The organism is Ornithinimicrobium cerasi, assembly GCF_003702705.1.
Classification (GTDB): Bacteria; Actinomycetota; Actinomycetes; order Actinomycetales; family Dermatophilaceae; genus Ornithinicoccus; species Ornithinicoccus cerasi.
Map to the genome: position 1 here is coordinate 111,944 of NZ_QZMN01000011.1, position 21,147 is coordinate 133,090.

19 protein-coding genes are annotated in these 21,147 nt (G+C 71.4%); 6 read left to right on the forward strand and 13 right to left on the reverse strand.

Going from position 1 to position 21,147, the window contains the following annotated elements:
- Position 1: 1 nt before the first annotated feature.
- Entirely contained in the window at positions 2-1,132 is a 1,131-nt protein-coding gene (locus tag D4B81_RS13520) for a peptidase M50 (RefSeq protein WP_122263114.1), read from the reverse strand.
- 79 nt (positions 1,133-1,211) lie between these two features.
- Between D4B81_RS13520 and D4B81_RS13525 the strand changes: the two genes are divergently transcribed.
- Positions 1,212-2,066 (forward strand): RecB family exonuclease, encoded by an 855-nt coding sequence (locus D4B81_RS13525; protein ID WP_122263115.1) that lies wholly within the window; start codon positions 1,212-1,214, stop codon positions 2,064-2,066.
- Between the two features lie 15 nt (positions 2,067-2,081).
- On the opposite strand, the gene D4B81_RS13530 is transcribed toward D4B81_RS13525, so the two are convergent.
- Entirely contained in the window at positions 2,082-2,774 is a 693-nt protein-coding gene (locus D4B81_RS13530; RefSeq protein ID WP_272914071.1) for an HAD family hydrolase, read from the reverse strand.
- Between the two features lie 75 nt (positions 2,775-2,849).
- On the opposite strand from D4B81_RS13530, the gene D4B81_RS13535 reads away from it, so the two are divergent.
- The gene (locus D4B81_RS13535; RefSeq protein WP_122263116.1) at positions 2,850-3,707 is read left to right on the forward strand and encodes a PAC2 family protein; all 858 of its coding nucleotides are present in this window, start codon (positions 2,850-2,852) and stop codon (positions 3,705-3,707) included.
- A gap of 52 nt (positions 3,708-3,759) precedes the next feature.
- On the opposite strand, the gene mshC is transcribed toward D4B81_RS13535, so the two are convergent.
- Genes mshC through D4B81_RS18185 form a run of 6 tightly spaced genes read right to left on the reverse strand, consistent with a single transcriptional unit; the run spans position 3,760 to position 8,609 of the window.
- The gene (gene mshC / locus D4B81_RS13540; RefSeq protein WP_122263117.1) at positions 3,760-5,037 is read right to left on the reverse strand and encodes a cysteine--1-D-myo-inosityl 2-amino-2-deoxy-alpha-D-glucopyranoside ligase; all 1,278 of its coding nucleotides are present in this window, start codon (positions 5,035-5,037) and stop codon (positions 3,760-3,762) included.
- A gap of 48 nt (positions 5,038-5,085) precedes the next feature.
- A complete protein-coding gene (locus D4B81_RS13545; protein ID WP_122263118.1) occupies positions 5,086-5,892 on the reverse strand; it encodes an SCO1664 family protein in 807 nt (268 codons plus the stop codon).
- A gap of 8 nt (positions 5,893-5,900) precedes the next feature.
- The gene (locus D4B81_RS13550; RefSeq protein ID WP_122263119.1) at positions 5,901-6,461 is read right to left on the reverse strand and encodes a DUF3090 family protein; all 561 of its coding nucleotides are present in this window, start codon (positions 6,459-6,461) and stop codon (positions 5,901-5,903) included.
- 10 nt (positions 6,462-6,471) lie between these two features.
- Entirely contained in the window at positions 6,472-7,215 is a 744-nt protein-coding gene (locus D4B81_RS13555) for an MSMEG_4193 family putative phosphomutase (protein ID WP_122263120.1), read from the reverse strand.
- Positions 7,215-8,264 (reverse strand): LLM class F420-dependent oxidoreductase, encoded by a 1,050-nt coding sequence (locus D4B81_RS13560; protein WP_122263121.1) that lies wholly within the window; start codon positions 8,262-8,264, stop codon positions 7,215-7,217. Before D4B81_RS13560 ends, D4B81_RS13555 begins: the two co-directional genes overlap by 1 nt.
- 3 nt (positions 8,265-8,267) lie before the next feature.
- A complete protein-coding gene (locus tag D4B81_RS18185) occupies positions 8,268-8,609 on the reverse strand; it encodes a hypothetical protein (RefSeq protein ID WP_161965162.1) in 342 nt (113 codons plus the stop codon).
- Positions 8,610-8,691: 82 nt separating this feature from the next.
- On the opposite strand from D4B81_RS18185, the gene D4B81_RS13565 reads away from it, so the two are divergent.
- On the forward strand, positions 8,692-8,877 hold the full coding sequence (locus tag D4B81_RS13565; RefSeq protein WP_122263157.1) for a DUF5703 family protein: 186 nt from the start codon (positions 8,692-8,694) through the stop codon (positions 8,875-8,877).
- A 17-nt stretch (positions 8,878-8,894) separates the two neighbouring features.
- Here the strand turns inward: D4B81_RS13565 and D4B81_RS13570 are convergent, their stop codons facing one another.
- Both D4B81_RS13570 and D4B81_RS13575 read right to left on the reverse strand, forming a co-directional pair.
- The gene (locus D4B81_RS13570) at positions 8,895-10,238 is read right to left on the reverse strand and encodes a M20/M25/M40 family metallo-hydrolase (protein ID WP_122263122.1); all 1,344 of its coding nucleotides are present in this window, start codon (positions 10,236-10,238) and stop codon (positions 8,895-8,897) included.
- A gap of 78 nt (positions 10,239-10,316) precedes the next feature.
- Positions 10,317-15,386, reverse strand: a complete 5,070-nt coding sequence (locus D4B81_RS13575; protein ID WP_122263123.1) for a peroxidase family protein — start codon at positions 15,384-15,386, stop codon at positions 10,317-10,319.
- A gap of 400 nt (positions 15,387-15,786) precedes the next feature.
- On the opposite strand from D4B81_RS13575, the gene D4B81_RS13580 reads away from it, so the two are divergent.
- On the forward strand, positions 15,787-16,386 hold the full coding sequence (locus D4B81_RS13580) for a pentapeptide repeat-containing protein (protein ID WP_122263124.1): 600 nt from the start codon (positions 15,787-15,789) through the stop codon (positions 16,384-16,386).
- Position 16,387: 1 nt separating this feature from the next.
- Here D4B81_RS13580 and D4B81_RS13585 read toward each other — a convergent pair whose 3' ends face one another.
- A complete protein-coding gene (locus D4B81_RS13585) occupies positions 16,388-16,750 on the reverse strand; it encodes a hypothetical protein (protein WP_122263125.1) in 363 nt (120 codons plus the stop codon).
- Positions 16,751-17,702: 952 nt separating this feature from the next.
- On the opposite strand from D4B81_RS13585, the gene D4B81_RS13590 reads away from it, so the two are divergent.
- On the forward strand, positions 17,703-18,203 hold the full coding sequence (locus D4B81_RS13590; RefSeq protein WP_161965163.1) for a hypothetical protein: 501 nt from the start codon (positions 17,703-17,705) through the stop codon (positions 18,201-18,203).
- A gap of 18 nt (positions 18,204-18,221) precedes the next feature.
- Here D4B81_RS13590 and D4B81_RS13595 read toward each other — a convergent pair whose 3' ends face one another.
- Positions 18,222-18,746, reverse strand: coding sequence for an alpha/beta fold hydrolase (locus D4B81_RS13595; RefSeq protein ID WP_161965164.1), 525 nt, complete (start codon positions 18,744-18,746; stop codon positions 18,222-18,224).
- 433 nt (positions 18,747-19,179) lie between these two features.
- Between D4B81_RS13595 and D4B81_RS13600 the strand changes: the two genes are divergently transcribed.
- Entirely contained in the window at positions 19,180-19,956 is a 777-nt protein-coding gene (locus D4B81_RS13600) for a CPBP family intramembrane glutamic endopeptidase (protein ID WP_122263128.1), read from the forward strand.
- 312 nt (positions 19,957-20,268) lie between these two features.
- Here the strand turns inward: D4B81_RS13600 and D4B81_RS13605 are convergent, their stop codons facing one another.
- Positions 20,269-21,060, reverse strand: a complete 792-nt coding sequence (locus tag D4B81_RS13605) for an SDR family oxidoreductase (RefSeq protein WP_122263129.1) — start codon at positions 21,058-21,060, stop codon at positions 20,269-20,271.
- Positions 21,061-21,147: the final 87 nt, after the last annotated feature.

Consider the following 21,147-nt stretch of genomic DNA (forward strand, 5'->3'; position numbering starts at 1 on the left):
CCTACGAGGGCGTGGGTCGGACCCGTCTGGCCGCCACGTCGTCCACCAGCACCACCCCCCAGGGCCTGCCGTCGTGACCGACCAGGCCGACCACGCCGGATCCGCTCGCACGCATCACCTCCACCGCCCGGTCCAGCGGGTCCTCCGCGGAGAGGGTCACCGTCCAGCCGACCGGGAGGCGGACGGTGAGCGCCGCGACGGTGGCACCGCTTCTGGCCTGCCCGTCCAGTCCCTGCAGCGTGCCGGGGTCGACCAGCCCGACGGGCGCACCGGTGTCGTCGACGACCACCCACAGGGGTCGCGCGTCCCAGTCCACCTCCCCCACTGCCGTGTCGAGGGGCACCACCCCGACCGGCCGCGCGACGTCGCCCACCCGTCGGCGGGAGACCACCAGCCCCGAACGCCCCAGGCGGACCGCGGCCGACGCCCCCTGCCAGAGGAAGAGGGCGATGACACCCACCCACAGCACGCGGGTCAGTCCCAGGCTGCGGCCCTCCAGCAGGGGTGGCACGAGAGCCCAGAGGACGAGGAGCACGACCACGAGCCGGCCGAACCAGCCCGCCACCAGCGTGCCGAGGTGCCGGTTCCCGGTGAGCCGCCACACCAGGGCCTCCAGGAGGAACCCCCCGTCCAGCGGTAGCCCGGGGATGATGTTGAAGACGGCGACGAACGCGTTGGCCGCGGTGAAGGCGTAGGCGAGCAGCCACGGCACGCCGCCCTCGGCCAGCGCCCCCGTCAGGCCCCAGCCGAGCAGGGCGAGCACACCGTTGGACAGGGGCCCCACGACGGCGACGGCGGCGCTGCGTCCAGGCGTGCCTCCGGTGCCGTCGTGCGCGGTGTGCCCGCCCCAGAAGTCGGCGACCACCCGGGAGACCCGGAACCCGACGCGCTGCGCGACCAGGGCGTGCGCGGCCTCGTGCACCAGGACGGAGATGAGCAGGAGCCCCGCGAAGGCGAGGGCGACCACATACGCCCCCCAGCCCAGCTGCGGGACCACCCGCGCGACGGTCGGCCCGAAGAGGGCAGCCACGAGGAGGGCCACCAGCACCCAGCTGCGCCCGAGGTAGACCGGGACGCCGGACAGGGTCCCGATCCGCCAGCCGTGGCCGCCGGCCGTGGGGGGTGTGCTCATGCGCCCAACCTAGGCGATGGTCCTGACGACCCCCGATCCCGGCGAGGCCTGTCGGGGGTGCTGCGTACAGTGGCGCACCATGCAGCCCGCCCTCTCACCGTCGCGGGCGGCCGACTTCATGCAGTGCCCGATGCTCTACCGCTTCCGGGTCGTGGACCGGCTGCCCGAGGAGCCGAGCGCACCCGCCGCCCGGGGCACCCTCGTCCACGCCGTCCTCGAACGCCTCTTCGACCTGCCCTCCCCCGAGCGCACCCTCGACGCGGCCGCGCAGCTGGTGCCCGGGGAGTGGGCGCGCATGCTCGAGGCGGAGCCGGAGCTGGCGAGCCTCGTCGCGGCGGCGGAGGGAACCCCCTCCCCCGAGGTCTGGTATGCCGAGGCCGTCACCCTGCTGGAGCGGTGGTTCGGTCTGGAGGACCCGACGACCCTGGAGCCGGCCGAGCGCGAGCTGTACGTCGAGGCGCGGGTCGGCGAGCTGGTCATCCGCGGCGTCGTGGACCGGCTCGACGAGGCTCCGGACGGCCGCCTGCGGGTGGTCGACTACAAGACAGGTCGCGCCCCGTCGGAGCTGTTCGAGGGGCGCGCCCTGTTCCAGCTGAAGTTCTACGCGCTGGCCCTGTGGCGGGCTCGCGGCGTGCTGCCCTCCCGGCTCCAGCTGGTCTACCTCCGCGACGGCCAGGTGCTCTGGATCGACCCGACGGAGCGTGACCTGGAGGCCACCGAGCGCAAGATCCAGGCGCTGTGGGAGGCCATCGAGCTCGCGGCCCACTCGGGCGACTGGCGGCCCAGTCGCGGGCGGGCGTGCAGCTGGTGCTCGTTCCGGGCCGTCTGCCCGGCCTGGGGCGGCACCCCGCCGGAGCTGCCTGACGACGCGGCGCGGCGCGCCATCGACCCACGGGCGGCGAGCCGGACCGACCCGGTGGTCGACAGCGACTGATTCCGGACCGTTGCCTCAGGTCATCCGTGCGGCGCCGGTGGCGAGCATCCAGAGGTCGGCGGCACGCACGCTCTCGAGCCCGTCCACGAGGACCAGGCCCTCGCGCTCGGGGATCCGCACCAGGTGCGGGACACCGATCGTCGGGACCCCTGCGGCCACGGCCGAGCCGGCGCCCGTCGGTGAGTCCTCGACGGCGACGCAGCAGGCCGGGTCCACCCCCAGCCGGGCAGCCGCCGTCAGGTAGGGCTCGGGGTGCGGCTTGCCGTGGGTGACCATGTCACCGGTGACGACGGCGGCGAAGGTGCCGGCCGGCAGCGCCTCCACGAGCACCTGTGCGAGCACGTCGTAGGACATGGTGACGAGGGCGCACGGGACCTCGAGCGCGACGAGCTCGTCGAGCAGCGAACGGGCCCCGGGCCGCCACGGCACCTCGGCCCGCATGCGCCTGCCCACCTCGCCCTGGATGAGGTCGACCACCTCCTGAGGGGTGCCGCGCACCGGGCTCTGCTCGAGGATGATCTCGGCCGAGCGCAGCAGCGGGTTGCCCACCAGCTGCAGCGCCTGCTCGTGGGTCCACGTCCCGCCGGCAGCCTCGACGACGTCGCGCTCCGCGGCCATCCAGTAGGGCTCGGTGTCCACGATCGTGCCGTCCATGTCCCAGAGCACGGCGGCCGGGAGGGCGCGCTCGGCGCGGGGAAGCAGGTGCACGTCCCCATGCTAGGTCGCGACGTAGGGTGAGCGGAGACGGCCACGGCCGGCAGACACCCGACACCAGGAGGTCCCATGCTGGAGTTCGCCGACGTCCCCGAGCTGCGCGACCCCGTCGTCGTCGCCGCCTTCGAGGGCTGGAACGACGCCGGTGAGTCCGCCTCGGCCGTGGTCGAGCACCTGCGCGCGGTCTGGGGCGCCGAGCTCGTGGCCTCGCTGGACCCCGAGGACTACTACGACCTGCAGGTGAACCGCCCCACGATCGTCACGGTCGGCGGCGAACGGACCCTCCGCTGGCCCTCGACCCGCCTCTACGTCGTGCGCGACTCCCCGCTGGGCCGGGACCTGATCCTCGTCCAGGGCATCGAGCCCTCGGTCCGCTGGCGCGCGTTCACCGCGGAGATCCTCGACTTCTGCCTGGACCAGGGCGCCACGCTCATGGTGACCCTCGGCGGTCTGCTGGCGGACGTGCCGCACACCCGCCCGATCCCGGTGAGCATGACGACCGAGGACCAGGCGCTGCGCGAGCAGGGCATCGCGGAGCGGAGCACCTACGAGGGTCCCACCGGGATCGTCGGCGTCCTCAGCGAGCTGGCCCATCGCCGCGAGCTGCCCACCGTCTCCGCCTGGGCGGCCGTCCCGCACTATGCCGGCGGGCCGCCGTCGCCGAAGGCCACCCTGGCTCTCCTCAGCGCCCTGGAGGAGCTCCTGGGGTGCGTCATCGACGACGACGAGGTCGCGGAGGCGGCGCGTGCCTGGGAGCGCGGGGTGGACGAGCTCGCGGCCTCCGACGAGGAGGTCGCCGAGTACGTCGCCTCGCTCGAGGACGCCCAGGACACCGCCGAGCTCCCGGAGGCCTCCGGTGACGCGATCGCCCGAGAGTTCGAGCGCTACCTGCGCAAGCGCGGCGAGGACGGGTCGCCCCGGGGCTGAGGCCGCCCGGCCGCCAGCGCGGGCCCCGTCCCGAGACCCTGCACGGCGTCGCTCAGGGGAGCAGGGCGAGCCCCAGCAGCGCGTCGACGGCGTCCGGCACGAGCCGGGACGCACCACCCGGCCCCGCACGGCTGACGCCGCCGGCCCAGACGTCCACCGCACGCAGCGCCCCGGGGGCGTCGAGGTCGTCGGCCAGCCGCTCCCGCAGCGTCCGGACGGTCCGCTCGTCAAGCTCCGTGGGCACCCCGTCGGGGTCGACGCCCGCGGCCGCCGCGCGCCAGGCCGCCCAGCGGGGGGCGGCGAGCGCCAGGTCCGCGTCGTTCCACGTCCACTCCGTGCCGTAGTGGTGGGCCAGCAGCGCCAGCCGGACCACCATGGGGTCGACCCCGTCGGCGCGCAGCCGGCTGACGAGCACGAGGTTGCCCTTCGACTTGCTCATCTTCTCGCCGTCCAGGCCGACCATGGCCTGGTGGACGTAGACCTGCGCGAACTTGGTCCCCTCGAGTGCGGTCGCCTGCACCGCGCTCATCTCGTGGTGCGGGAAGATGAGGTCGCTCCCCCCGCCCTGGACGTCGAAGGGGGCGCCGAGGTGACGCAGCGCGATGGTGGAGCACTCGATGTGCCACCCGGGCCGGCCGCTGCCGAGCCTCTCCCCCGGCCAGGCCGGCTCGCCGTCGCGGGCGGCGCGCCACAGCAGCGGGTCGAGCCGGTCGCGTTTGCCGGCCCGGTCGGGGTCACCGCCCCGTTCCCCGAAGACCTCGAGCATCTCCTCGTGGCTCCAGCCCGAGACGGAGCCGAAGCTCGGCTGGCGGCCCAGGTCGAGATAGACGTCGTGCGCCTCCTCCTCGACCGCACCCTCCTCCCGCGTCACCGGGATCCGGTAGGCCGCACCGCTCTCCAGCAGCCGCGTGGTGGCGTCGACGTCGTCGGGGATGCCCTCCACCGCACCGACGTAGTGCGCCGGCGCGAGGACGCGCAGCGCCTCCATGTCCTCCCGGAACAGGTCGATCTCCCGGGCGGCGAGGTCCTCCCAGCGCACGCCGTCGCGCTCCGCCCGCTCCAGGAGGGGCTCGTCGACGTCGGTGACGTTCTGGACGTAGCGGACGTCGAGGCCGGCGTCCAGCCACACCCGCTGCACGAGGTCGAAGGTGAGATAGGTGGCCGCGTGCCCGAGGTGGGTGGCGTCATAGGGGGTGATGCCGCAGACGTAGAGCCGAGCCGTGCCCTCGGGAGCCACGGTGACCCGCCGTCGGGAGGCGGTGTCGTGCACGGTGAGGGGTCCTCCTGACCCTGGCAGCGCGGGCACGGACGGGGAGGACCAGGACTTCACGGGGGCGAGCCTAACCCGCGACGAGGGCAGGTCAGCAGTCCGGGCGACTCACCACAACGGCCAGGGCAGGGGGTAGCGCCCCTCCGGCGGCACCGGCAGGCGCGGGTCGACGAGCAACTCCTCCAGGCGCACCCGGAGGGAGACGAGCTCGGCGGCGGACAGCAGCCCGTCGAGGCCGCTGTCACCGGAGCCCAGGCCCTCCAGGACCCGCCGGACCCGCTCGAGCTCCACCTCTCCCAGGTCCTCACCGGCCCATCCCCACAGCACGGTCCGCAGCTTGGGCACCGCGTTGAAGGACAGACCGTGGTCGAAGCCCCACAGCCGCTCACCGACGAGCCCGACGTGGGCCGCCTTGCGGTCGGCGTTGTCGAGCACCACGTCCAGGACCGCCAGGGAGCGCAGGCGCGGGTGGTCGGCGTGCACCACCACGAGCGGCCGTCCCTCCTCGTCCTGCGCCGCCACCACGGGCAGCCACCCGTCGGTCGCGACCTGCTCGGGCGTGACGACGTCGACGAGCCCGCCGGCTGGGACCCCGTCCTCCTCGGTCTCCATCCACAGCTGCACCGACCCCGGACCCAGCGGTCCGTCGCGCAGCACCGTGGCAGGGACCAGGCCCCAGCCCCCGAGCTCGCTCACGAGGTATGCCGCGACCTCCCGGGCGGCCAGCGTGCCGGGCGGGAAGTCGGCGAGGGGTCGTTCGCCCCGGACCGGCTTGTACACGGCACGGCCGGCCGGTGACCCGTCCGGCTCGACGAGGTCGACGAGCAGGGTCACGTTCGACGCCTCGCGGAGCAGGCCGACGGGCTCGAGCGTGGCCCGGTGCAGGAGCCTCTCGCCGGGCGGGCCGTCAGTCATCGGGCAGGTCAGCGGCGGTAGCCGTTGGCGCGCGGGCAGATGTGCCCCGCCGGGTCGAGGGGCTGGCCGCAGAACGGGCAGGATGGCCGACCGCCCTCGATCGACGCGGTGCACCGCTGCGCGAACGCCCGCGCCCTCGCGGGCTCCAGGACGATGCTGACGGCCTGCGGCGGCCGACCGGTCCACGGGTAGTCGGCGGTCGGGTCGAGCTCCAGGATGTCCTCGACGTCCGGCCGGTCGAAGGCCTCGACGACCACCCGCCCGCGCTCGGACTCCCAGGCCACCGAGAGCCGCTGCACCCGGAAGTCGTCGTCGAAGGGCGCGTCCAGCGGTGCCTTGTCGACATACGGCGCCGCCGCCTCCTCCGAGCCCGCCTCCGCAGCCACCTCGGCCACGAGCTCGACGAGGGAGAGGCCGAGCAGGCGCACCTGCTCCTTCTCCAGGCTGACGGTCGTCCGCCGGGTGCCGTCGCTGACCTGCAGGAAGAAGGTGCGCTGGCCGGGCGGTCCCACGGAGCCGGCCACGCAGCGCTCCGGCGGGTCGTACACGGTGACGGCAGGGTCCGACATGGTGCTCAGCCTACGTCCGGGCCGGGCCCGTCCCCGCGCCCCCACCGACCACCGCGTCGCCGCCGTCCGTGGGCGCAGCCGCGAGCCGTGCGGTCAGCCCGCCCAGGTCGACGGGGTCGCTGCCCGTGTCGTTGAGGCGCAGCACGAAAGACCGGGTGCTGGTGAGGTGCACGACGCTCACCGACGCCGGGTCGACGACGAGCCGCTGGAACTCGTCGAGCGGCATGGCGAGCGAGGCCGCCAGCACCGCCTTGATGACGTCGCCGTGGCTGACGGCCGCCCAGACGGCCGCCGGCCCGTGCTCGGCCTCCAACCGGGCGTCCCACCCATGCACAGCCTCGAGCGCCCGCTGCTGCATCTGGGCGATGGACTCGTGCTCGTGGTCGGCGTGCGGGGGGAAGGTCACCCGCGAGGGACGGTCCTGCACGTCGCGCCACAACGGGTCCTTCGCCAGCTCGCTGAGCGGGCGTCCGGTCCACGCGCCGTAGCGGGCCTCACCCAGCCGCTCGTCCGTCTCGGTGCGCGGACGAGCACCCTCGGGTATGCCGCCGGTCAGCCCGGCGGCGGTCTCCAGGCAGCGCTGGAGGGGGCTGGTGACCACCGCCACCAGGCCGGCGCCGGCGAGCCGGTCGCCGAGCCCGCGGGCCTGTGCGGCGCCGGTGTCGTCCAGGCCCACGCCGGGGGTCCAGCCGGCGAGGAGGCCGGAGGTGTTGGCGCTGGTGCGCCCGTGCCGCACCAGCACGCAGAGCGCCATCAGGCTCCGTCGTCGGCCAGGCGCGCGTGGGCCTGGACGGCGACCTCGAGCGCCTCCATGCGGGCCTCCCGGTCCCGGCCCCACGGGGCCACGGTCAGCGTGGTCAGCCCCGCGTCGCGGTAGCGGCGCATGCGCTCGGTGACGCGGTCCACGTCCCCCAGCAGGGACGTGTCGTCGATGAGCTGCGGTGGCAGCGCAGCGGCGGCCTCGGCCCACCGCCGGTCGAGGTAGAGGTCCTGGACGAGCGTCGCCTCCTTCTCGTACCCCATGCGGCAGGCGAGCTGGTTGTAGAAGTTCTGCTCCCTGCTGCCCATCCCGCCGACGTAGAGGGCCGGGTAGGGGCTGACGGTGCGGGCGCAGGCCTCCAGGTCGTCGCCGGTGGCCATCGCCACCGTGGCGGTGGTGTCGAAGGCGGGGGGCGGCGTGCTGCGGCGGGCCATCCCGGCCTCCAGCTGCGCGCGCTGCTCGGGGAAGTAGTCGGGGGCCACGAAGACACCCAGCCAGCCGTCGGCGATCTCTCCCGCGAGCTCGAGGTTCTTCGGCCCGACCGCGGCGAGGTAGAGCGGGATCGGCCGGCGGTGCGTGTGGGTCAGCCGCAGCGGCTTGCCCGGCCCGTCCGGCAGGGGCAGGGTGAAGTGCTGCCCCTGGTAGGTCACCGGCTCGTGGGCCAGCGCCATCCGCACGATGTCGACGTACTCACGGGTGCGTGCGAGCGGCCGGGCGAACCGGACCCCGTGCCAGCCCTCGGACACCTGCGGCCCGCTGACCCCCAGACCCAGCCGAAACCTGCCGCCGGAGAGGCTGTCGAGGCTGACCGCCGCCATCGCGGTGGCGGCAGGCGTGCGGGCGGGGATCTGCAGGACCCCGGCCCCGAGGCCGATGCGTTCGGTGCGCGCTCCGATCCACGCCAGGACGCTGACGGCGTCCGGGCCGTAGGCCTCGGCCGCCCACACCACGTCCACGCCGAGCTCGTCGGCGCGCTGGACGAGGGCGAGGTTCTCCTCGTCGCGCCCCTGTCCGAAGAACCCGCAGCTCAGCCCGAGCCGCACCGCTCAGCCCCGGGGCCGGTCGTCGACGTCGAACTCCTCGTCGTCCAGACCGACGTAGGAGTCATCCTCGTCGTCGAGATCTCCGTCCTCGCCGTCGTCGTCCTCGCCGTCGTCGTCGTCCTCGTCGAGGTCGTCCTCGAGCTCCTCGTCGAAGACCTCGAGCGGGGTCACCTCGCCGTAGGCGTCCATGAGGGCGTCGTCGTAGGCCGTGAAGGCCTCGGCGATGCGCTCGTAGGCCTCCACGACAGCCGGGTCGTCGTCACCGCGCTTGACGGCCGCGGTCTCCAGGTGGCGCTCCAGCGCGGCGACGAGCGAGGACAGGGCGGCACGCGGATCGGCGGTCATGGTGCGACCGTAGCGCGAATCGACGCCGTCCGTCGGGGATATCCGTGCGCGCCGCGGGGCCGGTCCTATGCTGTCGGTCACCATGGTCGAGTACGAGTTCCGGGAGCTCACCTTCCACCGCGCCAGCGACCGGTCGACGGTGCGCAGGGCCCTCACCGAGCATGCCGAGTACGGCAGCTGGGAGCTCGTGCGAGTGCGGCTCTTCTGGGGCGGGGTGCGCAAGGTCGTGCTGCGCCGCAAGATCATCCGTGTGCAGCGGACCGCCTGACGCGAACGGTCCTGACGTCAGCAGTTCGCGACGAGCTGGCCCAGGACCCTCGTCCCGAAGCGGACCGAGTCCACGGGCACCCGCTCGTCCACCCCGTGGAACATCCCCACGAAGTCGAGGTCGTCCGGCAGCCTCAGCGGCGCGAAACCGTAGCCGGTGATGCCCAGGCGGGACAGGTGCTTGTTGTCCGTCCCCCCGGAGAGGCAGTAAGGCAGGACGTGCGCCCCGGGGTCCTCCTTGAGCAGGGCGCGGCGCATGGAGTCCACGAGCTCCCCCGAGGACGGGGCCTCCAGGGCGACGTCCTTGTGCACGATCTCCACCTCGACGTGCTCCCCGGCCAGCTCACCGATGAGGGCCAGCAGCTCCTCCTCGTGGCCGGGGAGGAAGCGGCAGTCCAGCGACGCGGACGCCGTCTGCGGGATGACGTTGTGCTTGTAGCCGGAGGCCAGCATGGTGAAGTTCGCCGTGTCACGCAGCGTTCCCTCGACGAACCGTCGGGCCCCGCCGAGGCGCACGAGGAGGTCCTCGACACTGTCCTCGGACCAGGTCGTGCCGACGATCTGCGCGACGCCGTCGAAGAGCTCCCGGACCGAGGCGATGTAGGTCCGGGGCCACGGGTGGGCATCGATCCGCGCGATGGCCTCGGCCAGCCGGACGACGGCGTTCTCCGGGTTGGGAACCGAGCCGTGGCCGGCCCGCCCGCGCGCGTGCAGGCGCAGCCAGGCGATGCCCTTCTCCGCGGTCTGCAGGAGGTAGGCGCGGGTCGGAGCCCCCGTTGCCGCGTCCGGCAGGGTCACCGAGAAGCCACCTACCTCCGAGATCGCCTCGGTGCATCCCTCGAACCACCCGGGGTGCTGGGTGACGACGTGGCCGGCGCCCTTGACCCCGCCCGCCTCCTCGTCCGCGAAGAACGCCCAGACGATGTCTCGCGGTGGCTTCTCCCCCGACCGCGCCAGCTGCCGCAGGGTGGCGAGGAGCATGGCGTCCATGTCCTTCATGTCCACGGCCCCCCGGCCCCAGATCATGCCGTCCTTCTCCTCCGCGGCGAACGGGTCGACCGACCAGTCCTCCGCCTGGGCCGGCACGACGTCCAGGTGGCCGTGCAGCACCAGGCCGCCGCGGGAGCTGTCACGCCCCTCCGTCCGCACCACCACGCTGGCCCTCCCGGGCTCGGACTCGGTCAGCTGGGGATCGAGGCCCACCTCCTGCAGCAGGCCCACCACGTACTCCGCCGCCGCCCGTTCCCCGGGGCCGCTGCCGTCGCCGTAGTTGCTCGTGTCGATCTGGATGAGCTCGCGGCAGATGCGCACCGCCTCGTCCTCGGCGGTGGTGGTCAGCGGGACGGGGCCGGTGTCGGTCATGCGCCCCACAGTAGGGGGCACGACCCCGGGCGCGACGAAGGGCCCGCCCTCGGGAGAGGACGGGCCCCACGTCATACCTCAGCCGCCTGGCAGCACCTCCGAGGTACTGCCCTGGAGCACGCCCTCGTCGTCGACGTAGGTCGCCACGACACGCAGGTCACCCTGCGTCCCCTCAGGCACGGGGATCGTCTGCTCCAGCCCTGCGGACTCGAGCTCGGCGCCGGTGACCGGGACCCAGGTCCCGCTCTCGTCGAGCTCCTGCAGGGTGAACTGCGTCTCGCCCGCTGCGCCGTCGACGTCCAGACCGGCCTGCACCTCGTCACCCGACACGGTGGCGGTCAGCGGGGCTGCCGCACCGCACGCGGCACCCGTGGCGAGCACCACACAGCCGTCGGCGAAGTCGACCTGCTCGATGGCGTGGAGGATGTCCTCGCCCTCGTCCGAGGTCAGACGGTAGTAGCCGTCACCGAGGTCCTCGATGGTCACGTCCGCCTGGTTCGCCAGGTACTCGGCCGTGTCGACGGCACCGCCGGCACCCGGGTCGACCGCGATCTCGCGCACGATCTCGAAGTCACCGGGGTTCATCGTCCCGGCGAAGATCGCTGCCCGCACCTGGGTCGCCGAGTTGTAGCGGGCACCCGTGGGCACGTGGAGCAGCTGCACCCGCAGGTAAGCGTCGCCGTCGATGAAGTCGTCCCCATCACGACCCTCGATCAGGTCGCTTCCGGAACCACCCATCAGCAGGTTGCCGTCGACCGGGTCGCCGGCCGCGTTCCCGCTCATGAACCGTGCCGCGTAGTCGTCGTGGCCCGCCGGCTGCAGGAGCTCCCGCAGTCCGTCGACCAGGTCCAGGCCCTCCTCGGTCAGCCAGTTGACCTCGGTGCCCGTGAAGGCGTCCGGGACGAAGCCGAGACCGCGGAGCACGTCGTTGCCGCTGCCGCCGGAGAGAGACTCCGTCTGCAGGTAGCGATCGCGGATCGCGGTGACGTCCGGGGGCTGCAGGTTGAAGTTCATGTCTGCATCGACCCCGGCGGTCGTCCCGTAGAACGTGACGTGGTCGAACCCGAACATCCCGTGGAAGCGGTCCGTGCCGCCGGGGCCGCCGACGAGGATGTCGTCGCCGCCCTCGGCGTCCATGTCGTCCGAGCCGGCACCGCCGATGAGGACGTCGTCACCGCCGATCGTGTCGTTCTGGAACTGCTGCGAGTTGTCACCGATCAGCAGGTCGGACGCCGCGAGGCCCTCCAGCCAGTCGTCCCCCTCGTTGCCGAACGGGGTCTCGCGACCCGGTCCGCCGACGAAGATGTCGTTGCCGGTGCCGAGGAAGCCGGTCGCCCCGTCGGAGTTGTCGAGCGGCTTGCTGACGAAGTCGTTGCCCGCTCCGGCGAGGAGCAGGTCGATCCCCGGCCCTCCGTCGATCGCGTCGTTGCCGTCACCGCCCTTGATGTTGTCGTCGCCGAAGGTGTCGGTGAGGATGTCGTCACCGGGCCCACCGAGGATGGAGTCGTTGCCCGACCCGCCCTCGATGCGGTCGTTGCCTCCGTAGCCGAAGAGCGAGTCGTCACCCTGCCCACCCTGAATGCGGTCCGGGAGCGTCCGGTTGCCGTGGATGGCGATGTGCTCGTCGCCGTTCCAGCGCCAGGTCCCGTCGGGGAGCTGGGACAGCTGGGCAGGCAACGGGACAGGAAGGTTCTCCAGGTCGATGCTCGGGTCGGTGATCGTGAAGATGGACGCCGGAAGCAGTGAGGCGTCCGTGTTCCGTTGGATCAGCGAGGAGAACGAGTTCGCCTCCAGTGCCGCGAAGAGCTGGTTGCCCTGGTTGCGGAACAGGTAGTAGAACCGGTCGCCGAACTGCAGGTCCTCCAGCTGGGTCTCGAAGACGTAGTTGAACGTCGCTCCGAGCATCCCGCCGAACGGGTCGAGGGCCTCGGCGAGTCCGCCGACCCAGAAGTCGACCTCCTCCAGACCGGTGACCGTCTGACCGTCAACGTTGGCCCATGCACCGGTGGACTGCAGGAACGCGATCCGGTCAGCGGGCGCCTGCGGGGCCGGGAAGAGCGCCTCGACGGCCTGCTCGAGGCCCAGGGTCACAGCGACCTCGCCACCGAGGATGACGACCCGGCCCGGGTTCAGCCGCAGGATCTCCGCAGCCGTGGCTGCCGGAAGAGCGGTACCGGTGCCGGGCACCAGCAGGAGAGGCGACCCGGTGGGCGCAGCGGAGAGCGCGTCCGGATAGTCGAGGCCGGTTGCCAGGTAGACGGTTCCGCCGGAGTTGTCGGCGAAGGTGTCCTGGCTGATCGCCACCGAGGTGGCGTACCGGTTCGCTCCGGAGATGCGCTCGACGGTGCCGTAGGCTCCCAGCGCCGTGACCACGTCGTCGCTGACCGCGAGAGGACCACCGAGCACCTTGATGTCGGTGACGTTCAGACGGTCCAGCTCGGCGGCGGTCACCGCCGGCAACCCCTGGTTGACCAGGAGCAGGGGCGAACCGTTGAAGGCGGCCGCTGCTCCGCCGGACAGGGCGTCCGGGAAGTTGAGCCCGGAGGCCACGTAGGCCGTGGCCGCCCCGCCCTCGAAGGCGCGCTGGCTGACCCGTACCGCGGTCTCGAACCGGTTGACCCCGGAGACCCGGGTGACAGTGCCAGTCGTGGAGTAGGTGCCGAGCGAGTTCAGCACCTGCTCGGTCACCACGCTGGGTCCGCCCAGCACGACGATCTCCGAGGGCTGCAGCCTCTCCAGCTCAAGTGCGGTGGCCGCGGGGATCGCGTTGGTGTCCACGAGCAACAACGGGCCACCGTCAGCGGCGGCGGCCGGTCCACCGGCGAGGGCGTCGGGGAAGTTGCGGCCGTTGGCCACGTAGACCACCGGCGCCGCGCCGGCGAAGGTCGCACGGCTCAGGGCAGCCGCCGTCGCGAAGCGGTTGGCTCCCGAGATCCGCTCCACGAGGTCCGTGGTGGAGGTGCCCAGGACGAGCGCCTCGGCCGCGGCGCGCTTGCCGACAAGGGTGTTCTCGGCGACGACTGAGGGGTGCGAGCCGTAGGCGGCGATGAAGTTGATCAGGGACGCCTGGCTGTCACCCCGTCCGAAGTTGCTCCCGTTGCGCAGGGCGGAGCCGAAGTCCTGCCAGCTCGAGTACGGCTCGAGGTTGGGGTTGCCGGACTCCTCGTAGAAGACGCGGCGCGCCTCCTGCAGCGGAGGGACACCGACGTCGCGTCCCCGCATGATGTTGATCGACGCAAGGTCGAGCGGCAGCCCCAGCAGGCTGTTGCGCAGTGTGCTGGTGACCAGCTCGTCCGTCTGGTTGGCGGGCTGCTGGGTCGTGCCGTTGACGAGGGCGCCGGCAGCCTCCTCCGAGGTCAGCCGGTCGGCTGCCGCGCAGGTGTTGGCCGCCGTCGGCTCCACCCGGCAGTGGAAGGCGACCGGGTTGAGGAAGCCGTCGAGCAGCGACGTCGAGGTGGTGCCGAATCCCTGCCGCTGGAGGTCCTGGTTGAGCATGGAGTGCCCGAAGCGGTAGACGACATGGGCGAACTCGGCCTTGATGGACGGGTCGATGGTCTCGTCGTAGCTGTTCTCGTTGAAGGTGATGACGTCGATCGCAGGCTGGATCGTGCGCGCGAACTCCTCGAACACGAGGTGCTGGTACTGCATCTCGTTGGCGAACCGAGCAGCCTGGAAGACACGCTCGTTGAACGACCAGTCGTCCGCCTCGTCCTGGTTCTGGTAGGCGGCGAGCAGCTCCTCGTTGCCGGGCTCGTTGAGGACGGTGTTCACGTGGTCGACGAGCCGGTTGTGCTCTGCGTGGAAGACGTGGTGCACGGCCGTCAGGCCGATGTTCTCGTTGCCACGACCGTCACCGGTGATGAAGTGCTCGCCGAGCAGGACGTTGTCGTAGCCGGCGAGCTCGTTGGGGACCGCGCCGTGCGCGATGTCGTCCAGGAAGGACTGGTTCAGGCGCTCGGCGTTGACCGTCGAGATGGGGGCGGAGGGGTTTCCCTCGGCCACTCCACCCACGTTCACGAGCTGGGGGAACCCGTTGGCGCCGGGGACGAAGTTGCCGTAGAGGTCCACGACGACGTTGGGGACCGACAGCACGTCTGCGTCACGGAGGGCGATGCCGAGGACGGACGCTGCCTGCGCCTTGACGTTGTTCCAGGTGGCCAGACCGCCGCTCGGGCTGTCGAGCAGCCGTCCCGTGGCCTGGGGCCGTCCGCCGACGAGCTCGTACTCCCTCAGGAAGACCTGGTGGGCGGGGTGCGAGGTGTAGGTCTGGTTCTGGTCCACGAAGGGCGTGGTGCGGTTCTCGTGCTCGCGCACGTCGTCACCGTTGCCCAGGATGCCGTCCGGGCCGGGCTGGTTGGTGGCCCGATCGAGCATCATGAATCGACGGTCCGGGGGGGTCACGTTGTAGAGCGGGTCGTCCTGGGCGAGCGGCACGACGATGGTGCCGCTCCCACCCTTGTTGACGAGGTCCAGCCCGTGGTCGAAGAACTGCCCGAACAGCACGAACCACAGGTTGACGGGGGCCGAGAGGCCCTCATCAGGCATGACGTTGGGGATGAACACCTCGCCGGTCACCGGGTCGGTCGTCGAACCCTCGGTGTTGGCGGCGGCGTCCACAGCAGCCGGGTTGGCCGTGGAGGAGTCCACGATGAGGTTGCTGATGGTGCGGGGGTCGGAGTCGTAGACGAAACCGCTGGTCTGCTCGTAGCAGGTGGAGGCGGGGTCGTCGCAGACGGAGGTCGCCCCGGGCGGGTTAGGCGGACCACCGGCGACCGGGTCGCCATCACGCCAGTGGATGGGCAGCAGTCGCGGCATCAGCCGGTTCGAGGAACCGAACTCGGTCTGGCCGTTGACGAGGTTGTTGAACGACCCGTCCACGGTCCGCAGCCCGTGCGGGAGCATGGGGTCCCGCACGCACTTGCCACTCGTGTCGTCGGAGGTCGCGCAGACCAGGGAGTAGGACGTGTCCCCGGTGTTGATCGCGTGGGCGTGGGCCTCGGAGATCTGGATCTGGTCCAGGATGAAGTCGAGGTCGCTGCCGATGAGGCGGAACGTCGGAACCGTCTCCGTCACTGCGGCGGAGGGCGCGACCAGCGAGGTCACGGCGAGGGGCGCGACGACCAGGGTCGAGGCGCTCAGGAAGCCCACGGCAGTTCGCCACCTTGATCTGAGCAGATGCACCAGCAACGCCACCCCGCCTACTGCCACGAGCACGACAGACACAACAAGCCAGACACTGGATCCCACGACGCGCTTCCCCTCGATCTGTTCCACAGAATGATGCAGAGAACCCTGCGCTGCCGACTATGGCCCTCGGTGAGGCTTCTCACAAGACTTTGCCGGAACTTTACTCCCCGCCGCACCTCATCGTTACCAAATCTTTACCAAAACTTGGGAGGCGAGCCCAGACCATCCGGGGACGCGTGGCGACGTCGCGGCGGCCGCGGGGGGAGACTTCTCCCATGCACCGACTGCTGGACAGGAGCCCCGCAGGAGCGACGCACCGGGTCTGCCGCGCCCCCCGCAGCAGACCTCCGGAGGGGAGGCCGTGACGCCCCCCGAGCTCGTCGGCGCTCGCGTCGCCGACGAGGACTGGTACGGCGAGGAGCTGACCGACCGCGTGTGGCGCGGGTGCAGGTTCGTCGAGGTGGACCTCACTGAGGCCAGGACGCGCGGGTGCCGGTTCGAGGAGTGCACCTTCGACCGGTGCCGCCTGAACGCCTCCCGCCATCATGAGACGGCCTTCACCGCCTGCGCCTTCAGCTCCACGAGCTTCTTCGACGCCACGATGGAGGGGTGCCGGCTGGACGGCAGCAGCTTCGTCCGGTGCATCCTGCGGCCGTTGACCGTGGTGGGCGGGTCGTGGTGGGGCGTGACGATGGTCGGCGCCGAGCTCGAGGGGTTGTCGCTGGCGGGGCTGCGTCTGCAGGAGGCCGACCTCTCGGAGGCGGACCTGCGGGGCGTCGACCTGCGCGGGGCCGACCTGAGCGGGGCCACCCTGAGCTCGGCCCGCCTAGATCGAGCCGACCTGCGCCGGGCGGTCCTCGTCGGGGCGCAGCTACGGGACGTCTCGGTGCGCCGGACCCGGGTCGACCTCGCGGGTGCCCTCGCGCTCGCGGAATCGCTGGGTGCCGTGGTGGAGGAGTGACCTAGATCGGCACGCCCTCCGCGTCGTCGAGGTCGTCACCGAGCTCCACCTCGCGCAGCGCGTCCGGGGTGGGGACGCCCTCCGGACCGCCCATCCGCACGACCTCGTCGTCGTAGGACAGCTCCGTGGGTGGCTCCTCCCCCAGGGCTTCCAAGGAGGCGCTCGCCTCCTGCTCGTAGGTGAGGGTCCCGCCAGACGCGTGGGGGTCGACCGCACCGTCCGGGCCGGATTGCCTGCCGGGGGCGTCCACGGCCTCCGGCGTCTCCTCCGGCTCGAACGTGCTCTCGCCCTTTCCCATCCCCACTCCGACACCCTCCTCGTTCAGATCCTCCGGGCTGATGGTCCCGTCCGGCTGACGGGTCATGACGCGCTCCTCTCGCTCGGGTGGTGCCCCCAGTCTGGACGGACACGAGCAGGCGCGTCCATCCGGAGGGGCGGCCCGTCCAGGGAGCCGGTATGCCCCGGTCAGGCGGACACCGACGGCCGCCCGAGGCTGACCTCCGACAGGGACCCGGGCGGCGAGCAGGCTGGTCAGCCACAGCGCGACAGGGCGCTGCCCAGGGAGCGCACGAGGGCTGCGACGGTCACGACCGCGATGCTCGACGGGGGGACGCGGACGAGCAGCCGGCCATCAAGGTCGTCGACGGCGCGGTCGAGGTGGTCTCGCCAGGTCGGTGGCAGACGTTCGGATGACCACGGACGGGCCAGGACCGGGAACGGACCTGCGGTTTCCGTTGTTCATTCCGAGCCATGGGCTGTGCCCGGCACTTCTCCACCAGCGGACGCCGCGGATCGGTGGCCTCATCTGTGTCCGGAGGGGGACTTGCTCACATGGGACACACACCCTCGACATCCAGATTAGTGCGTAATCGCAGGTCAGAGCGTTGCGACGCGTGGGGGGTTATGCGCCACGCCCGTGAGAGGACGGCTTGACCGCGGGGGGTGGACTCCCGACCAAGGGGTCCTGAGAGCGCCGGCCCTACCCCATGCCGTCCCCGGTCGCCGTCGTTGGCGCCCCATCCGTCCGGACCCGGTCGAGCACCCGCCCGGCACGAACAAGACGACCTCCGCAGACGAAGTCAGCACCCCAGCGGCCACCCCTGCCCTCAGTCAGCCGCCACTCGAGGAAGGGTGGTCTGGCGGACGGGTCGGCAGCCGCCCAGGACGGCCGCATGGTCGTCCTCGCGCCACTCCCCCACGCGGCTGGCCGCTGTAGACCATCCACAGCTCGTGGAGCATCGCACCACCAGACGGTGAGTCGCTTCTACGGTGCTGGTGACCCTGTTCATCTGGGGCCGTGGGTGGACACTGCAGTGGTGAGTGTTCCTGAGCGTCCCTCAGTGGAGGACCAGCGTCCGCCTGCCTCGCTGCTCAGGGTCGTCAACCCCGTTCTGCGAACCATCTTGAGATCGCCTCTGCATCGGGCCGCCAGCACCGGATTGATGCTTCTGCATGTGAAGGGTCGCAAGTCGGGGCGCGTCTACGTCGTCCCGGTGGGGCGGCACGTGTACCAGGGGCAGCTGGTGGCTTTAGCCGGCGGTACCTGGCGCCGCAACCTGGCCGGCGGTGCGGACCTGGAGGTGACGCTGGACGGGCATCGACGTCCTGCACATGGGGAGCTCATCGAGGATCCCCGTGAGGTGGCCGAGATCTTCGAGGACCTCTTGGCCCAGATCGGACCGAAGCGCGCGAACAGGCTTGGGCTGAAACTCAACACCGACCGGGCTCCCACGACGACCGAACTGCAAGCCGCGCTGGTCGACCGCAACGTCGTGCGTCTGACCTTCCTCGACTCCGGGGCGGCTGTCGGTCGCTGACCCGGCAGGAACGAAGGGCTACGGGTTAGCGCCCCCTGCGTAGGCTTTGATGTCGGCGGTGAGAAGCCGGGCAAGGTCATCGCTCTTGCGTGTCGGACCCGTGTGCCCGGCACCGGTCAGGGACCGCAGATCGCTGGAGGGCAAGGCGTTGTCGAGCAGTTGCAGGCGACGTGCGAAGTGGGCCGGGGAGCGGGTCCCGCCGATGAGCAGGACGTGCTGTGTGATCGTCCGGTATTGCTCGAGGCGGTCACCCAGGCGTTCCAGTGCCTCCTGGTCGGCGATCTGGCCGGGGATGAGCCGCGTGCGGAACCGCGGCGATAGAGCGAGGACGCGTGCCAGCTTGGCCGCGGGCGCCGGTGCTCCGGCCATGTCGCGTAGGAAGATCTCCAGCGCCCGACCGGGACGGCCTGCCTCGATCGCACGACGCGCCGCCAGCGTCGAGCCCGGAGAAGCGAGCGGTAGTTCTGCCAGCTCTAGGGCTGGCTCGTAGACCGCCAGAGCATCGAAACACTCCGGAGCCGCGAGCGCGGCCTCCAGCGCCACCACACCACCGGACTTGACCTTCGAGGTCGGAGGTTTCGTCCTTGACCTCCACCGCGCGCGACCGCCCAAGGTCCGCCTCGTAGCGGCGCCGCGTGAGGCGCACCACCCGGCACGTGTCCGCCAGTTTCGCCGCCAGCCCGGCATATCCTCGCCCACCGTCCAGGCCAGCACCGGAGATGATCACGGTGGCGGGCCCGCTGCCCTCGTCGAAGGCCGAGACCGGGTAGCCATCAGCAGCCTCCACGGTCAATCTTCGGGGAGCCCGCGGTTCCGCTGTGCCCTCTCGACGCTGCCGGGCCATGAGCGGACGCTAGCGGGAGCCCCGAGTCGCGGTGACGTGCTCGTCTCACGCGGCCGTGGCGGTGAAGTGTCTGACGAGTGTCCGGGTTAGTGGCGGTTCCCCCACGGACCCCCCTCGCAGACGCTGGACGACATGAGTACACAAACCAGAACCAGCCCTGCCCCGTCCGGCCCCATCGCCTCACCCTCGCTGGTGTCCACGGTGGCCCTGCACCTCCTGCCCGGCGTTGCCCTGGCAGCGATCTTCGTCCCGGTCGTGGCGCCGATGCGCGAGCTGGGAGTTCCACCGATCGCGACCTTCGCCCTTGCGGCGCTCGCCACGATCGTCCCGCTCGAGCTGGGCTACCTGCTCCTGCAGGGACGCCGCCGCACGGGCCGTTTGTCCCTGCAGGGCGTCGTGCTGAACCGACAACCATTGCCGGCGCGTACCTACGCCGTCTGGATCCCGGTCCTTTTCGTCGTGTCCGTCCTGCTGTTCAGCTCGATCTCCTCCTACACCAAGGACTGGATCAAGGATGGACTGTTCCCGTGGGTGCCAGTCTGGGTGGACGACCCATTCGGAGTGGCCGACCCCGGCCGCTACGGTGCCACCGCCCTCGTGCTCGCCTGGATCCTGGCCACCCTGGTCAACGGCATCGTCGCCCCTGTCGTGGAGGAGCTGTACTTCCGGGGTCACCTCCTCCCGCGGCTCGCTCGCCTCGGGGCGTGGGCGCCGTTCGTCAACAGCGCGCTCTTCGCGCTCTACCACTTCATCTCCCCGTGGCAGTTCCTCGCTCGCGCGCTGGGACTGCTGCCGCTGTTCTACTTCGTCTGGCGCCGCAGCAACCTCACGGTTGCCATCGTGGTGCACTGCTCTCTCAACCTGACCCTCTCCCTCACCGCCCTCCCCCTGGTGCTGAAGCTCCTGTGACGGGTGACGTCTCTCCTGCCAACCGAGGACCCGGGCCCGCAGGGGCCCGGGTCATCACCATCGTGCGTGCAGGCCCGCACCTCGTCCAGTTGGCGGCAAGGCGGCACGAGTAGGGAGTTTCAGGCAGCCGCTCCTGGAATCCGGACCGTCGGAGCCGCCGTGGTGCGACGGAACCGCCTCCACCCGGGCGGCTAGCTGATGGGGCTGTGTTGAGCGCGGGTGAATGCGTCGGTATCGGATCGTCCGGCCGTGCCGTGGGCTCGCAGGGTGGGGCCGCGCCTCGCTGTGGTGGTGGCAGTGGCCGGGTGCGCCTCAGTTCGATGCGAAGCCAACACCTGGTGATGGGCACAGCACGGAGCGATCGTGTTTACGAGGCCCGGTCCCTCCCCGCAGACCTTCCGCTGGGAGGACGGGGACCGGAACCTGGGGAAGGGAACCGTCGGGGAGACGCTCGGTGCGCGTCTTGATACCTGTTCGCCACTCGGTCGGCACGACCAGGAACTGTCCCGCTCGAAGCGCGCGGAGCGCGCCCGCGGCTACTTCTTCGGCGTCCTGACCCACCTGGGACATCCCCGTACGGACCAGTCCGGGGCACAGCAGCGTGACGGAGACATTGGTGCCCCGCAGGCAGAGAGCGGTATGCTCGGCCAGCCCCAGGACGGCATGCTTGCTCACCCCGTAGGCCCCACCCTGGGGCCACGTGAGCAGACCGGCCAGCGATGCGGTGATCAACACACTCGATGGGTGTTCGGACTTCAGCAACCGTGGAAGGAACGCTCGTAAGCCGTTGACGATGCCGAGCAGGTTCACCTGTAGGACGTGACTCCACTCCTCGTCGGCAACCTCCCACGGCGCTCCCACTGATGCCCCGACGACGCCGGCGTTGAGGCACACCGTTGTCGTCGGGTCGGACCTCCTCGCCAACGCCTCCATGGCATCCGTGTCGGTGACGTCCAGCAGATGGGCGACACCGCCCAGGGACGCGGCGAGGTCGTCCGTGGGAACTCGGTCTGCGGTGTGCACGACGTGACCGTCGGCCGCCAGCCCCTCGGCAAGGGCACGACCGATGCCTCCGGCGGCGCCAGTAACAACTGCCACAGGCATTTCCGGTTCCTTTCAGTCAGATCTGGTCGCGAGGATGGCGGCCTGCCTACGGATTCGAAGCGTCGTGCACCCCGCATGCTGATCCTG

Coding starts and splice junctions, on each gene's coding strand:
- D4B81_RS13520 (WP_122263114.1), bottom strand. CDS start 1,132: ATGAGCACACCCCCCACGGCCGGCGGCCACGGCTGGCGGATCGGGACC.
- D4B81_RS13525 (WP_122263115.1), top strand. CDS start 1,212: ATGCAGCCCGCCCTCTCACCGTCGCGGGCGGCCGACTTCATGCAGTGC.
- D4B81_RS13535 (WP_122263116.1), top strand. CDS start 2,850: ATGCTGGAGTTCGCCGACGTCCCCGAGCTGCGCGACCCCGTCGTCGTC.
- D4B81_RS13545 (WP_122263118.1), bottom strand. CDS start 5,892: ATGACTGACGGCCCGCCCGGCGAGAGGCTCCTGCACCGGGCCACGCTC.
- D4B81_RS13550 (WP_122263119.1), bottom strand. CDS start 6,461: ATGTCGGACCCTGCCGTCACCGTGTACGACCCGCCGGAGCGCTGCGTG.
- D4B81_RS13555 (WP_122263120.1), bottom strand. CDS start 7,215: ATGGCGCTCTGCGTGCTGGTGCGGCACGGGCGCACCAGCGCCAACACC.
- D4B81_RS18185 (WP_161965162.1), bottom strand. CDS start 8,609: ATGACCGCCGATCCGCGTGCCGCCCTGTCCTCGCTCGTCGCCGCGCTG.
- D4B81_RS13565 (WP_122263157.1), top strand. CDS start 8,692: ATGGTCGAGTACGAGTTCCGGGAGCTCACCTTCCACCGCGCCAGCGAC.
- D4B81_RS13570 (WP_122263122.1), bottom strand. CDS start 10,238: ATGACCGACACCGGCCCCGTCCCGCTGACCACCACCGCCGAGGACGAG.
- D4B81_RS13585 (WP_122263125.1), bottom strand. CDS start 16,750: ATGACCCGTCAGCCGGACGGGACCATCAGCCCGGAGGATCTGAACGAG.
- D4B81_RS13600 (WP_122263128.1), top strand. CDS start 19,180: ATGAGTACACAAACCAGAACCAGCCCTGCCCCGTCCGGCCCCATCGCC.
- D4B81_RS13605 (WP_122263129.1), bottom strand. CDS start 21,060: ATGCCTGTGGCAGTTGTTACTGGCGCCGCCGGAGGCATCGGTCGTGCC.